Source organism: Streptomyces sp. NPDC045955 (assembly GCF_056430805.1).
In genome coordinates, this window is record NZ_JBWKKY010000002.1 from 535,878 (window position 1) to 550,364 (window position 14,487).

The following is a 14,487-nucleotide window of genomic DNA, read 5'->3' on the forward strand; positions in this document are numbered from 1 at the left end:
GGCAGCCGGGCGGGCCCGGCCTGCGGGGTCGGCCGTCAGTCCTTGCAGGCCCGGACGGAGTACATCAGCGGGATCCGCGGCCGGTCCGCCGGATAGCGGAAGTAGCCGTCCCGCCGCTCGAAGCATCCGAACCGCCGGAACAGCGACACGTCGTGCTCGTGCAGGAACTCGATGCGCAGCCCGGCCGCCGCCAGCGCCGAGACGACCTCGCCGACCGGGTGCTGCCACTCCACGCGCCGGTTGTGGACGAACTCGGCGCCCTCGGCCGCGTACGAACCCGGGCTCTCCTCGACCCAGGCGTCGCGGGCGAAGTAGTCGTACGTGATCCGCGAGCCGGTCTCGTCGTCGAGGACGTCGGTGAGCGGGTGGAACTCGGACAGGTACAGGAACCCGCCGGGCGCCACCAGCGAGGCCGCCGTCTCGGCCCAGCGCCCGATGTCGGGCAGCCAGCACAGCGCGCCGACGCCGGTGTAGACGATGTCGTACGAGGTGTCCGGGACCGCCGTGGCCGCGTCGTACACGTCCGCCGCGACGAACGCGGCCCGGTCCTGGCCGAGGCCGAGATCGCGCGCGAGGCCGCGGGCGATGTCGACCGCGGGAGCGGAGAAGTCGAGGCCGACGACGCGGTCGGCGCCGTGCCGGGCCCAGGACAGGGTGTCGAGACCGATATGGCACTGCAGGTGCAGCAGCGAGCGGCCGGAGACGTCACCGACCTCGGCGAGCTCGAAGTCCCGCAGGGGGTCCTGCCCGGCACGGAAGGCGTCGAGGTCGTAGAAATCGCCCGCGGCGTGCAGCGGGACGCGTTCGTCCCAGTGCGCGCGGTTGGCCTCGTGCCAGTCGGCCGGGGTGGGGGAGTACATGGGGGTGACTCCTGACCTGCTCGGAAGGGGGATCGGTGGAGGTTATCCACAGGCTGAGGACCTCGCCAGCGAATTGTCGGTGAGGGCGGGCAGTATGGGGCCATGACTGAGAGCAACGGATCCGACGCGCGGGATCAGCGGGACCAGCACGAGCAAGAGGTACAGGCGGCACAGCGGGAGCGGATGCCGGACTGGGAGAAGCGCTTCCGGGCGCCCCGGGTGTCCCTGCCCGACTGGGCGGAGGACGCGCCGGACCGCTCCCTGTTCGTGTCGAACGCGACGGGGACGTACGAGCTGTACGCCTGGGACCGCAAGACGGGCGAACAGCGCCAGGTGACGGACCGGCCGAATGGCACGACGGACGGCGTGCTGTCCCCGGACGGCGCCTGGATCTGGTGGTTCGACGACAAGGACGGCGACGAGTTCGGCGTCTGGCGCCGCCAGCCCTTCACGGGCGGGGCGGACGAACTCGCCGCCGAGGGCCTGGACCCCTCCTACCCGGCGGGCCTCGCCCTCGGCCGTGACGGGCGCACGGCGGTCATCGGCCGCTCGACCGACGAGGACGGCACGACGATCCACCTCGTCCGCACGGGCGAGCAGCCGGTGGAGATCTACCGCCACCGTGAGTCGGCCGGCGTCGGCGACCTCTCCCACGACGGCTCGCTCATCGCCATCGAGCACACCGAGCACGGCGACGCCATGCACTCCGCCCTGCGCGTCCTGCGCACCGACGGCACCCCGGTCGCCGACCTCGACGACACCGAGGGCGGGACGCGTGAGCTGGGGCTTGAGGTCCTCGGCTTCGCCCCGGTGGACGGCGACACCCGCCTCCTCATCGGCCACCAGCGCCGGGGCCGCTGGGAGCCCCTGGTCTGGGACGTCGCCTCCGGCGAGGAGACGGACCTGGCGCTGGAGCTGCCGGGCGACGTCAGCGCCGAGTGGTACCCGGACGGCACGGGCCTGCTCATCGCGCACAGCTTCGAGGCCCGCAGCGAGCTGTTCCGCTACGACCTGGCGAGCCGCGCCCTGACGGAGATCCCGACCCCGCCCGGCACGGTGTCCGGCGCCACGGCCCGTCCCGACGGCAGCGTGGAGTTCCTGTGGTCCTCGGCCGCCGAACCGTCGGCGGTCCGTTCCACCTCCGGCGGTGTCGTGCTCGACCCGCCCGGCATGAAGTCGCCCGGTTCGGTTCCGGTGGAGGACGTGTGGGTGGAGGGGCCGGGCGGCCGCATCCACGCACTCGTCCAGAAGCCGGAGGGCAGCACCGGCCCGCTCCCCACGGTCTTCGACATCCACGGCGGCCCGACCTGGCACGACAGCGACTCCTTCGCGGCGGGCCCGGCGGCCTGGGTCGACCACGGCTACGCGGTGATCCGTGTCAACTACCGCGGCTCCACGGGCTACGGCCGTGCCTGGACGGACGCCCTGAAGCACCGCGTGGGCCTCATCGAACTGGAGGACATCGCCGCGGTCCGCGAATGGGCCGTCACCTCCGGCCTCGCGGACCCCGACCGCCTCGTCCTGACCGGCGGTTCCTGGGGCGGCTACCTCACCCTCCTCGGCCTCGGCGTCCAGCCCGACGCGTGGGCCCTGGGCATCGCGGCGGTCCCCGTCGCCGACTACGTCACGGCGTACCACGACGAGATGGAAGCGCTGAAGGCGATGGACCGCACGCTCCTCGGCGGCACCCCCGAGGAGGTCCCCGACCGCTTCGAGGCATCCTCCCCCCTCACCTACGTCGACCGGGTCAAGGCCCCGGTCTACATCTCGGCCGGCGTCAACGACCCTCGCTGCCCGATCCGCCAGATCGAGAACTACGTCAAGCGCCTGGAGGCGAGGGGCGCGGTCCACGAGGTGTACCGCTACGACGCCGGACACGGCTCACTGGTGGTGGACGAACGGATCAAGCAGGTGAGGCTGGAACTGGAGTTCGCGGAGAGGCACCTGAAGAAGTAACCCGCGCTGCCCGCGCGTAGCCGCCCGCCCCCAGCCCGCGCGTAGCCGCCCCAGCCCGCGGGCAGTCGTGCCTCCCCCAGTGCCTCAAGGGCCTGGGAGGTGCCCCCAGGCGGCATGGGTGGGCGCGGGCGGCACCCCGCTGCGCCGGGTTGCGCCACGCCCCGGCCTCAGCTTCGACGCCGAGCACCCGGTACCGCCGGGTGGCGCAACCACCCTGCGCATCGACCCGACGGCCCCGACGCCGAGCACCTCGTGAGCGCCGAGCAGTGAACCCCACCGCTCGGCGCTCACGCCCCCGCCCGCTCCCGCCGCCTGCGCCCCAGCAACTCCGCCAGCCCCCGCCGCGTAGCCGCCAGCACCACCCGATCACCGGCCCCCAGCACATACGTAGGAGGCAGATCCCACACCAGCCCCGAAGCCGGCGCCGCTTGCTCCTCCGGAGTCTCCCCCTCACCCCGCCGCCCCCCAGGAGGTGCCGTATTGAGCGCCAGCACCCGCCACGCCCCCGCCCGGAAGGCCTGCCCCACCGTCCGCCCCTCCAGCTGCGGATGCCCGGCCACCTCCACCTCCGCGAACAGCAACACCCGCCGCTCGACCGGAATCGCCCCCAGGATCTGCCGCCCCATCATCGCCCCGGCGAACGCGGGCGCGGCCAGATGGGACACACTCCGGCTCCGCGTGAGGGCGAACGGATGCGCGGCCCGCAGCGTCCGGTACACCGCGGTCGCGAAGTCGTCGTCGTACAGCCGCAGCACCACCCGCAGATCGGGCCGCACGGACCGGGCGTACAGCGCGGCCTCCAGATTCGTCGTGTCCGCACTGGTCAACGCCAGCAGCGCATGCGCCCGATGGATCTTCGCGGCCTCCAGCACCCCCTCCTGCGTGACGTCCCCAAGCACCACCGGCACCCGCAGCCGCCGCGCCGTGGCCATTCCCCTGGCCTCCGGATCGGACTCGACGCACACCACGGGAATGTGCAGTTCCCGCAGCCGCGTCAGCACCCGCGTGCCGATCTTGCCGAGCCCGAGCAGCACCACATGCCCGCCGAGCCCCCGCGGCGGCTTCCGCAGCGCCGAGGCGCTGCGGAACGTGCCCAGTGCCTCCAGCACCGCGGCCAGCAGCACCGGCAGCAGCAGCAACCCGACCAGCCCGGACAGCAGTTGCAGCACCTGCCGCCCGGTCGACGCGTGGTACGCGGGATCGTTGATGCCGAACAGGTCGAGGAGCGTGACGTACGTGGCGTACAGCGGATGCTCCCCGGTCACGAACATCAACGCGACGGCGAGCGCGAGCACACACCCCACCAACCCGGCCAGCGACCACCGCAGCCGCCGCGAGAACAGCGAGGCGAACGGCGGCACGGCACCCCGCCCGGCGGGCAGGGACGGCCCGGTGTACGCCACCTGCTCCAGGACGACGGTCCCGCGCCCGGTCGCCGACGCCACCGCCGTCTCGTCCGGCAGCAGTCGCGGACCCTGCTCCCCGCTGCCCTCCGAACCGTCCGCCCCGGCCGGGTCGTTGCTGGTGGCGGACAGCAGCGCCAGGGTGCACAGGCCGGGGTCGGCCACCTCGCCCGGCCGCGGCGGCTGCCGCTCCACGGCACGCAGGACGAGCCCTTCGGTCTGGACGACCTTGCTGGTGCCGGCGAGGGCGGTCGCGGCCAGCGCGGGAGCGGCCGTGTCGGCGTCGGACAGCACGGTCGTCGACGCGTCCAGTCCACCGCCCGTGCCGGGCCCCGCGCCGGAGGCCACCGCCGCCGTCTGGTCGAGCAGTTCCTCGATGTGCTGGCCCAACCGCCGGTTGTACAGCCGGAGGACGAGCCTGACGCGAGGGTTGAGCCGACGGGCGGTGAGTGCGGCGCGGATGTTGGTCTCGTCGTCGTCGTACACGAGCGCCAGGGCTGCCGCCCGGTCGGCGCCCACGTCGGTGAGCACGGCCTCGGTGACCTCGGGAGCCTCCACGATCTGCTCGTTCGCGGCCGGTTCGGCGCCGGCCGTGCCCGTGCGGTTGACGGCCGCGCTGACCCGGTCGAGCAGGGCAGCCGAGGCGGCCCGGGCCCGTCCGACCACCGGTTGCCGTACCCGGCGCCCCGAGGGCGGCACCACGAGCGTGACCTGCTCGCCGTACACACCGCGCAGTTCGGCGGCCAGCCGGTGCGCGAGCCCGTCGTCCCCGCACACGATCATGTGCGTGGCCGGATCACCTGGCAGACCTTGGTTCGGAACGCTCCCCACAAGGGAGAAGACTGCCTCACCGGGACGGCCGGTTCCAGAAGGGACCAGCGGTGGCTGAACGCCCGGCGCGGCCCGGCCGTACAGAAGGGGAGGCAATGCCCGTGCGCACGACCGGAGGTACCGGGCCCGTGGCCACCACGAAACCCGCCCCGCAGGAGATCGACGAGAAGGTCGGGAACGAGACCACCGAACCGGTCGCCGACAAGGGCCCGGGCCCGGACGACGCCCGCCACCCCAGCCCGGACGAGGCCCACCACCCGGGCCCGGACGACGCCCGCCATTTCAACTCCCCCCTCCTGCTCACCCTCCTGCTGCTCACGGCGGTGATGCTCCAGGGCCCGATCCGCGAAGCCCTGTCCGCACCGGTGATGCAGAGCTGGATGACGGTGTTCGTCGCGGTCATGGTCCAGGCGCTGCCGTTCCTGGTGCTCGGCGTGCTGCTGTCGGCGGCGATCGCGGTGTTCGTGCCGCCGTCCTTCTTCGCCCGGGCCCTGCCGAAGCGCCCGGCCCTGGCGGTCCCGGCCGCGGGCGTGGCGGGCGCGGTGCTGCCGGGCTGCGAGTGCGCGTCGGTGCCGGTGGCCGGTGCGCTGGTCCGCCGCGGCGTCACACCGGCGGCGGCGCTGGCGTTCCTCCTCTCGGCGCCCGCCATCAACCCGATCGTGCTGACGGCGACGGCCGTGGCCTTCCCCGGCGACCCGGAGATGGTCCTGGCCCGCTTCGTCGCGAGCCTGCTGGTGGCCTGCGCGATGGGCTGGCTCTGGCACCGCGTCGGCCGCGCGGACTGGCTGCGCCCGCCGGACAGACCCACGTACGAAGGCCAGGGCAAGGGAGCGGCCTTCTGGGGTTCGGTGCGCCACGACGTGACGCACGCGGGCGGTTTCCTGGTGGTCGGTGCGATGGCCGCGGCGACGCTGAAGGCGGTGGTGCCGGAGGAGTGGCTGCGCGCGGCGGCCGGGAATCCGGTGTTCTCGGTGCTGGCCCTCGCGGTGCTCGCCGTCCTGCTGTCCATCTGCTCGGAGGCGGACGCGTTCGTGGCGGCGTCCCTGACCCAGTTCTCGCTGACGGCCCGTCTGACGTTCCTGGTCGTGGGGCCGATGATCGACCTGAAGCTCTTCGCGATGCAGGCGGGCACCTTCGGCCGGTCCTTCGCCCTGCGCTTCGCCCCCGCGACGTTCGCCCTGGCCGTCGTCGTGTCGGCCCTGACCGGAACGGTCCTGCTGTGAACCGCCTGGCCCAGACGGCCCTCCTCTTCCTGCTCGGCGCGACCCTGCTGCACGCCGGCCTGACCGACCTGTACCTGCGCTACGTCAAGGCGGGCCTGCGCCCGCTGGTGCTGCTGGCGGGCGTGGTGCTGATCGCGACGGCGGTGGCGACGCTCTGGTACGAACGTCGCCGCGCACGCGGGCAACAGCACCACCACCACGAGCCCCGTATCGCCTGGCTCCTCACCCTCCCCGTCCTCGCCCTGATCCTGGTCTCCCCGCCGGCCCTCGGCTCCTACAGCGCGGCCCACACGGGCACGGCCCTGACGAAGCCCTTCGGCTTCCCGGACCTCCCCGCCGGCGAACCCCTCCGCCTCGGCGTGGCCGACTACGCGGGCCGAGCGGTGTACGACCACGGCCGCTCCCTCCGCGGCCGCGAGCTGAAGATCACCGGTTTCGTCACCCTGGACCGGTCGGGCACCCCCTACCTGGTCCGCATGGGCCTCAACTGCTGCGCTGCGGACGCCCAGCCGGTCAAGATCGCCCTGACCGGCAGCATCCCCCCGGTCCTGAGCCCGGACACCTGGCTGGAGATCACCGGCCGGTACACACCCCGCCGGACCAAGGACCCGGTCAACGACGGCCCGATCCCGTACCTCCAAGTCACCAGCGCCAGACCCGTACCGGCACCGGCCGACCCGTACGACGAGACATGGAACACCTGAGCCCCGCGTACCAGCTGTCACCACGCCGCGTACTAGAAGAGCCACTTCCGGGTACTCGGGAATCTCGCTGATCAGCGAGGGGGAGGCATGACCACATCGACTCGCGAGACCGGGACGCGGCCCGACCTAGCGGCGGAACCCACCCGGGACCTCCTGACCGAGGCCCGCGAGCAACTCACGAAGGCCGACAGCAAGGCCGGACTGACCCTGGCGACCCTGGGCGCGGCCCTGACCGCCCTGCTCGGCGCGATCGCCGGCGGCCTCATCGTGCCGGGCCAGTACGCCGTGATCCCACAACTCCTGGTCTGGTCCGGCTGCGCCGCCTGCGCCCCGTCCCTCGTCCTCCTGGGCCTTGCCGTATCGCCCCGGCGCACTGCCCAGGCCTCCTGTACCCCGGACGAGAGGCAGTTGGAGATCCTGTCCCGCACCGCCCGGCTCAAGTACCGCTGCACACGCCGGGCGATGGCCTGGGGCGCGGCCTTCCTCACGCTCACAGTGGCGGGGACGCTGGCCGGGGCGCTGTCCTGACAGTCCACTCGGATCACTGTGACTGATCCAGGACACGGGGGCCGGTCGTACACCCAGACCGCGATCTAGCCGTCGGAGTCCGGACGACCACGTGCACGTCGTCACCGAACCACGACCCGGCCCCTTCCCGGGCCCTGGTCGACGTGGACGGTCCATTGCGGCCCCGGCGTTCAGCGAGGCGCGGCGGTCGTCCGCGGCACGACGAGCCGGGGCGCGACGACATCCTCCCCGGTCGCGGCCCGCTTACCCTCGAGACGTGCGACGGGCCCGGCCGACCGCGAGCCGGGCGAGGCTCGGGATGTCCTGGCCGACGGTGGTGAGGCCGATGTGGGCCAGCCGGGCCAGATGGCTGTCGTCGAAGCCGACGACGGAGATGTCGCCGGGGACCGTGACACGGTCGCGGTGGAGGCCTGGGCCTCCGGCGCCGGCGAACTCGCACTCGAACGCTTCCGCTCGGCTTTCACGCTCTGATTAACTCACCAGTAATAATCCTGGGCCGTCTTCTCGCAAGGAACGCCCGTTCGGTCAATTCCGGCTGTAAGGCAAGAAGAACAGGCCACATCCCGTCCTGTCTGTTTGCCGGGGCACGGCTCGGCGGCAGCATGGTCAGACGCTTGAACGGCGCGTTGTGCCGCGGAGTGAGATCGTCGGGGGTGCTGGTGAATCACGTGTGGCCGCCGTCCACCTTTCTTGGCCGGCTGCGGAACACGACACGCGAAGAACTCCTGGGACAGGGCACCCCCATCGCCTATCCGACGCATCGCGCGCTGCTGCAGCAGGGCGACGACAGCCGGCACGTCCTGTTGGTCACCAGTGGTGTCGTGAAGGTCGTCGCCAGCGCGGAGAGCGGCTACGACATGCTGCTCGCCGTCCGGATAGCGGGTGACCTGGTGGGCGAGATGGCGGCCTTCGAGGAGCGTCCCAGGTCCGGCACGGTGGTCGCGTGCAGTGACGTGACCGCGCGGATCATCCAGGTACAGGCGCTGGAGACCTTCCTCACCCGGCACCCGGACGCCATGCGGGCCATCCTCCAGATGCTGTGCGCCCGGCTGCGCTGGGCCAACCGGCGCCGGGTCGACTTCCAGGCCTACGACTCGCTGACCCGCCTGGCCCGGGTCCTGGCCGAGTTGTGCCAGGCCTACGCGCAGCCCGCGCGGGACGGCGACGGCAGGCGGTGCGCCCTCGGTGTGACGCTCACCCAGAAGGAACTCGCGTCCCTGGCAGGCCTGAAGCTCAACACGGCCGAAAAGAGCCTGGCCGCACTGACAGCCCAGGGGCTGGTGGAACGCAGTTACCGAAACATAACCATCTGTGACGTTCCGAAGCTGATGGAATTCGCCAAAGTCGTTGCCGACAACCCGTACTGATACGGAATCACTTCGCGCCAACTCTCCTAGCCTCTCGGGCAGCACATTCGTGGGCAGTGTCTGCCCATCGCCTGCCCAGAGAGGAATGATCGGGTGGCTGCGTGGCCTGACTTCTATCCCTGCACCTGCATAGCCGTGGACGCCCAGTCCTACGGAAGCAAGAACGACCGCAGGCAGTCCGAAATCCAGCACGATCTGCCGAGGCTCCTCGACCGTGCCGCCAGAGGCGCCGGACTGGACCGCGCGCAGTGGCACATCCAGCACAAGGGCGACGAGCAGCTGGCGATCCGGCCCGTCGACGGCAAGGAACCGCGCCTGGTCGACGACTACGTCCGCCATCTCGTCGCCGAGCTGCGCGAGTACAACGCCCAGCGCGTTCCCGAGGCCCGGATGCGGCTGCGGGCCGTCGTCCACCAGGGACTGGTGGAGCTGGCCGACAACGGCTTCGCCGGCACGGCCGTGGTGGCCACGGCCCGCCTGCTGAACGCGCCCGCGCTCTACGACGCCCTGGCCGCCTACCCGGAGGCCGACCTGGCGCTGTTGCTGTCCGACGACGTCTTCCGGACCACGGTGGCGGGCGGTCACACGACCCTGGCCACGGAGGACTTCACCCGCGTCACCGTCCATGTGAAGGAGTACGAGGCCACGGCCTGGCTGTGGGTGCCCGCGTCCGGCGCACCGGCCGAGGCCTCCCGTGAGCCCGGGGCCGCGCAGTGGGGGAAGCACGCGGCCCCGGTGCCGGGGGAGCCCGCGGCGGACCGGCCCGAGCCGGCCGCCGCGGGCGGGACGGGGATCAGCAACGCCTACCAAGGCGACCACATCAACGTCACCAACATCGCCGGCCCGGTGGACGCCCGGGGTGCCGTCTTCGGCTTCGGGAGCGCCGGTGGCTGACGACACGGACCCGGACGGCGGGCTGGACATAGCGCCACCCGCCCCCGTACCCGGCCAGGACGCCGAGCCGCCCGAGCCGGAGGACGACGGCAGCGCGCCGCAGGCCCGGGACGAGGACCCGGGCCCGGACAAGGCCCCCGAGCAGCGCACGGAGCCGGACGAGCGGGAGGAGGACGACCGCGGCTACGACGACCTCCGCCGCGTCCACCAGCTCGTCAACAACAACTTCTACGGCGTCGTCGACGCGGCCGGGGCGGCGTTCGGCTTCGGCCCCGCCTCGTCCCCGGGTCTCGCCCCGGGCACCATCGAGCCCGAGGAGGCGGACCGGGCACTGCGGTACTACCTGCCCCCGCAGCCCTGCTTCGACGAGGCGCTGGGCAGGCTGCGCGCGGACGGTCTCGTGGTCCTGACCGGTCAGGACGGCTGCGGCCGGGGCGCGGCCTCCCTCGCCCTGCTCAGGGACGTCCTGGGCGAGCAGGCCACACTGCGCAGCCTGTCGCCCGCCAACGCCCTCGCCGAGCTGGCGGCCTCACGGGACCTCAAGCCGGGCCGGGGCTACGTCATCCTCGACTACGTCGGCGAGCTGCCCGACCAGGCGGTGCAGGCGTACGAGGTCGGGCGGCTGAGCGAGGAACTGCACCGCAAGGGGTCGTACCTGGTGATCACGGCGGGCGACACGACCCGCCGGCGGCTGGCGCTGCGGGACCGCTGTGTGCCCTGGCAGTCCCCGGACCCCGTGGAGCTGTTCGAACACTGCCGGGAGCAGCTGCCGCACGCCGGCCTCACGCCGGACACGGAGCAGGAGCTGCTGGAGAGGGTCGGCGAGCAGCGGCGGCCCGCGGACGTCGTCGCTGCGGCCGTGGCCCTGTCCCAGGAGGGCGCGGAGAAGGCGCTGGACACCCTGCGGGACCGGTACCGGGAGCGGGTCCAGGAGTGGTTCCGCCGGCAGCCGCCCGCGGCCGACCTGCTCCCGCTCGCGGCGCTGGCCTTCCTGGAGGGCGTCCCGGAGCGGACGTTCGAGCAGGAGTGCGCCGCGCTCACCGCCCACGTGCGCAACTGGGAGCAGAGCGGCGAGACGCCGGTCGCCGAGCCGGACGACGAGACGAGGACACCGTCGGGCGGCGCGGTGGCCCGGCAGTCCAGGGCCCGGTGGAAGGAGCGGGCGGTGGGACTCGTGGCCACCGAGTACCGCCCGGGCCCGGGCCGGGACGCCGGGCGCAGCGAACGGCGCCTGGTCTTCACCTCGCCGCGCGTCCGCGAGCTCGTCATCGCGGAGCTGCACGACCTGTACGGCTACGAGCTCTGGTACCCGCTGCGCCAGTGGCTGGGCGAGCTGGCCCTGCGGGGCGACCTCGACACGCGGACGGAAGTGGCCCGGGGCGTCGCGCTGCTGGCCCGGTACGCACTGGTCGAGGTCGACGAGAACCTGCTGAAGGTGTGGTCCGAGGGCATCACCAGTCAGCGGGTGACCGCCGCGCTGACGCTGCAGTTCATGTGCGATGTGGAGCATCTCGCCCCGCAGGCCCTGAACATCGTCCTGAGCTGGACGGACAACAGCGGCCAGGGCCGTGCCGTGACGGCCGCCATGGCGCTGACGGGCCGCCTGGGCTCCTTGTACCGCTTTCAGGCGCTCACCCTGCTGTGGTTCCTGATGCAGCGTGGCGAGCGGATCGCGTTCTCGGCCCGGCGTTCCCTGGTCCTCCTGCTGCAGACCGCCGAACAGGACCCCGAGCGCGTCCTGTTCACCCTCCGGTACGTGCGGACGGTGATCGCCAGGACGGCGCCCCGCTCCCGGGAGCGGTCGATCGCACTGCGAACCGCCCTCCAGCTGCTGGAGGCCACCCGGCTGGAGGTCCCCGAGCCCGTCACCGCGGCACTCCTGCGCACCGTCCCGGACAGCGCCCGCCAGCTCGGCGCGCTGTGGGCGGACGTCCTGCACAGCAGCAACCGGAGCCGGGCGGTCAGCGCGCTGTGCCGCACGCTGGTGCAGTTGCGGGACGACCCTTCCGTCACCGGCGCCGTGCGCGAACTCGGCGAGGCCATGCGCAACGCCATGAGCGGGCGCCAGTGGGCCGCTCTGTGCCACCACCTGTCCATCGCCCTGAAGCACCCCGACTACGCGATCCCCGGCGCCCGCCAACTGGCGCGGATCCTCCTCGGATCGTTGCGCGGCCGGCCACCGGCCGACTCCCGGAGCTCCGCCGCGCCCCTGATGTCCACCGCTCCCGTCCCTTCCTCTCCTGGAGGTCGAAGCAAGTGAACTACCCGGTCATCGCCGAGCACATACTGGCCACGGTCCAGGGAACCTGGTGGTCTCGGCGTCGTCGCCGCGAGGACGTACCGCCGCTGCCGCCCGGCGCGGCCTACGTCTTCAGGGTCGGCGGGAACTACCGCATGTTCCCCGAGGGCATGGTGTTCGACCCGTCCCACCCCGACGTGCTCGACGCTTCCTCGGTCAGCCTGGTCGACACCCGGGCGCGCCTGGTCGATGTGGAGCGTCCCCTGCCGTCGATGAGCGAGGCGGACAACTTCACGATGCGGGCGTCCTTCACCTGCCAGGTGACCGACCCGATCGTCATCGCCCGGCAGGGCATCATCGACGTCACCGTTCCCCTGCGCGCCTACCTGATGGGCGACAGCGACCTGCCGAGGGTGAGCGCCGGGCACCGCGTGGAGGAGGTCAACGCGGTGCGCACCGAGGCGAGTCATCGTATGACCGCCTACAGTGCGATCGTGCCGCCGCGTGTCGCGGGCATGAGCGTCGAGTTCGTCAGTGCCGAGGTGCACGCGTCGGACGACTTGCGCAACTGGGAGCAGAAGCTGCGCGACGAGCGGCGCGCCTGGGAACTGCAGCGCGGCCAGCGCGACTTCGAGACCGAGGACGCCCGGCGGATCGCGGAACTGCTCTCCCAGGGATCCGACCACGTGGACGCCTTCGGCATCGCCCGGAAGGAGATGGACGTCACCGAGGTGGCGGCCCGCATTCACCGGATCACCGACGAGGAGTCGGCCCGCCGCCACACGGCGGAGACGGCGGAGCGGTCCCACGCGCAGGCGCGTGAGACGGCGGAGGCGCAGATGCGCCGCGACATGCTGCTGACGCTGCTGCGGCAGATGGGCGGCAGCGAGTACGTCGACTACCACCAGGTCCTGGAACAGGTCCTGCGCGAGACGGGTGGCCAGGTCGCGCCGGGCCTCTCGGCCGCCGCCGACAGCGCCCGCATGGTCGAGTCGGGACGGGGAGGCCCCGGTGGCACGGCAGCGGGCCGGGACGGGGCGCGCGACGCGCAGGGCGGCTTCGTCAGGGACGAGGACGATCTCGTTGACTGACGTCCCGACGAACCGTGTGACGGCCACCGGCACGCCGGAGGGCCACAGAACCGGCGACAAGGCGGCACGACGGTTGCGTGCCCTCACCGGTGTCGACGAGGAACTTCTGGCCCGGGTCCGATACGAGCGAAGCAAGTACACGGCCCTCGGCGGGGTGGTGCTCGGCACGTCAGTGATAGCGGCGTTCTCCATGTGGAACTTCGCGACCCAGGCGCTCGGCGGGGTTTCCTTCGTGGCCGTGGTCCCGACGGTCATCTGGATGCTGTTCGTCCTCAACCTCGACCGCTGGCTGGTCACTCCTCAGCCCAACGCCCGGCGACGGGCCGGCCCCCTCGTCACACGTCTGCTGATCGCACTGATGCTCGGTGTGGTGATCGCCGAGCCGCTGGTGCTGCGCATCTTCCAGACGGCCATCGAGGAACGCGTCGCGAGCGAACGTACGGACACCATCGACCGGTTGCGCACGAACCTGGTCCGCTGCAACCCCGTCCCGTCCACCACGCAGGCCGTCACGCCGAAGGGCTGCGGCAGGACGTACGTCCTCTCCTTCGGCGCGACACCCGGCGAACGGGGCGAGGAACTCGACGCCTTGCGCTCGGACGCCGCCGCCCTGCAGAAGCGGGTGGACCGGGACACCACCAGGCTGGAGACGATCGACTCCGAGGTACGGGACGAGTGCCGCCGGCTGATCCGCATCGCCGCCACCGGCCTCTATCAGCGGACGTCAGAGTGCCTGCGCCTGCGCGACAAGGCACAGGACTACCGGACCACCCACCGCACGAGTGAGAACGAGAAGCGACTCGCCGGCATGAACAACCGCATCTCGAAGATCGAGGCCCAACTGACCTCGTCACGCGGCACGTTCCTCAAGGACCGGGCCGACGGCATCGAACGGCGGCTGGAGGAGGAACGGGCCAAGCAGAAGGAGATCGGGGTCCTGGAACGGATCCGGGCGCTGGATGAACTCGCGAGTGGCAACGCGGTGCTGTTCGTGGGCATCTGGCTGATCCGCCTGCTGTTCGTACTCCTCGACATGCTCCCCGTGCTGGTGAAATACCTGAGCGGTGACACCGCGTACGACCGGATGCTCACCAGCGAGAGCAACAGCGCGGTCAAGATCCACGGCGAGGAGGTCCGCCTCACCGAGCGCCGGGCCATGGCGAACCTCGAGATCGCCCAGGACGCCATCGAACAGGAGGTCCGGCGCCACCGCGCCGAGTCGGAGGCGGCGGCCCGGGAACACACGGCGGCGATGAACATCCGGGTCCGGCAGGCGGTGAACGCGCTCGAGGACGAGATCCGCCGCTCGTCCACGGTCTGACACACCCGCCCGCACCACCGTCCGCACCACCCGTCCGCACCACCCGTCCCCACCAAGGACACAGCTCCAC

13 protein-coding genes are annotated in these 14,487 nt (G+C 72.1%); 10 read left to right on the forward strand and 3 right to left on the reverse strand.

Going from position 1 to position 14,487, the window contains the following annotated elements:
* Positions 1 to 35: 35 nt before the first annotated feature.
* A complete protein-coding gene (locus tag AC07F0_RS05890) occupies positions 36 to 860 on the reverse strand; it encodes a class I SAM-dependent methyltransferase (RefSeq protein ID WP_478974721.1) in 825 nt (274 codons plus the stop codon).
* 102 nt (positions 861 to 962) lie between these two features.
* Here AC07F0_RS05890 and AC07F0_RS05895 point away from each other — a divergent pair, with 102 nt between their 5' ends.
* The gene (locus AC07F0_RS05895; RefSeq protein ID WP_478974724.1) at positions 963 to 2,816 is read left to right on the forward strand and encodes a S9 family peptidase; all 1,854 of its coding nucleotides are present in this window, start codon (positions 963 to 965) and stop codon (positions 2,814 to 2,816) included.
* A gap of 287 nt (positions 2,817 to 3,103) precedes the next feature.
* Here AC07F0_RS05895 and AC07F0_RS05900 read toward each other — a convergent pair whose 3' ends face one another.
* The gene (locus tag AC07F0_RS05900) at positions 3,104 to 5,002 is read right to left on the reverse strand and encodes a potassium channel family protein (RefSeq protein ID WP_478974727.1); all 1,899 of its coding nucleotides are present in this window, start codon (positions 5,000 to 5,002) and stop codon (positions 3,104 to 3,106) included.
* A gap of 143 nt (positions 5,003 to 5,145) precedes the next feature.
* Between AC07F0_RS05900 and AC07F0_RS05905 the strand changes: the two genes are divergently transcribed.
* From AC07F0_RS05905 to AC07F0_RS05915, 3 genes are all read left to right on the forward strand, one after another.
* Positions 5,146 to 6,273, forward strand: coding sequence for a permease (locus AC07F0_RS05905; RefSeq protein ID WP_478974730.1), 1,128 nt, complete (start codon positions 5,146 to 5,148; stop codon positions 6,271 to 6,273).
* Positions 6,270 to 6,977 carry a TIGR03943 family putative permease subunit gene (locus AC07F0_RS05910; protein WP_478974733.1) on the forward strand — a complete coding sequence of 236 codons (708 nt, stop codon included), beginning with the start codon at positions 6,270 to 6,272 and terminating at the stop codon, positions 6,975 to 6,977. The genes AC07F0_RS05905 and AC07F0_RS05910 overlap by 4 nt, the downstream gene beginning before the upstream one ends.
* Before the next feature lie 87 nt (positions 6,978 to 7,064).
* Positions 7,065 to 7,505, forward strand: a complete 441-nt coding sequence (locus AC07F0_RS05915; protein WP_478974736.1) for a Pycsar system effector family protein — start codon at positions 7,065 to 7,067, stop codon at positions 7,503 to 7,505.
* 243 nt (positions 7,506 to 7,748) lie between these two features.
* On the opposite strand, the gene AC07F0_RS05920 is transcribed toward AC07F0_RS05915, so the two are convergent.
* Positions 7,749 to 7,880 (reverse strand): hypothetical protein, encoded by a 132-nt coding sequence (locus AC07F0_RS05920; RefSeq protein WP_478974995.1) that lies wholly within the window; start codon positions 7,878 to 7,880, stop codon positions 7,749 to 7,751.
* Between AC07F0_RS05920 and AC07F0_RS05925 the strand changes: the two genes are divergently transcribed.
* From AC07F0_RS05925 to AC07F0_RS05950, 6 genes are all read left to right on the forward strand, one after another.
* A complete protein-coding gene (locus AC07F0_RS05925) occupies positions 7,851 to 7,976 on the forward strand; it encodes a hypothetical protein (protein WP_478974739.1) in 126 nt (41 codons plus the stop codon). The two genes, AC07F0_RS05920 and AC07F0_RS05925, sit on opposite strands and share 30 nt — an antisense overlap.
* A gap of 182 nt (positions 7,977 to 8,158) precedes the next feature.
* Positions 8,159 to 8,872 carry a Crp/Fnr family transcriptional regulator gene (locus AC07F0_RS05930; RefSeq protein ID WP_356922479.1) on the forward strand — a complete coding sequence of 238 codons (714 nt, stop codon included), beginning with the start codon at positions 8,159 to 8,161 and terminating at the stop codon, positions 8,870 to 8,872.
* Positions 8,873 to 8,965: 93 nt separating this feature from the next.
* Positions 8,966 to 9,766: a hypothetical protein gene (locus tag AC07F0_RS05935; RefSeq protein WP_478974742.1), complete on the forward strand. Its 801-nt coding sequence runs from the start codon at positions 8,966 to 8,968 to the stop codon at positions 9,764 to 9,766.
* Positions 9,759 to 12,026, forward strand: a complete 2,268-nt coding sequence (locus AC07F0_RS05940; RefSeq protein ID WP_478974745.1) for a hypothetical protein — start codon at positions 9,759 to 9,761, stop codon at positions 12,024 to 12,026. The genes AC07F0_RS05935 and AC07F0_RS05940 overlap by 8 nt, the downstream gene beginning before the upstream one ends.
* On the forward strand, positions 12,023 to 13,096 hold the full coding sequence (locus tag AC07F0_RS05945; protein WP_478974748.1) for a hypothetical protein: 1,074 nt from the start codon (positions 12,023 to 12,025) through the stop codon (positions 13,094 to 13,096). The genes AC07F0_RS05940 and AC07F0_RS05945 overlap by 4 nt, the downstream gene beginning before the upstream one ends.
* A complete protein-coding gene (locus tag AC07F0_RS05950) occupies positions 13,089 to 14,417 on the forward strand; it encodes a DUF4407 domain-containing protein (RefSeq protein ID WP_478974751.1) in 1,329 nt (442 codons plus the stop codon). The genes AC07F0_RS05945 and AC07F0_RS05950 overlap by 8 nt, the downstream gene beginning before the upstream one ends.
* The last annotated feature ends 70 nt before the right edge of the window (positions 14,418 to 14,487 follow it).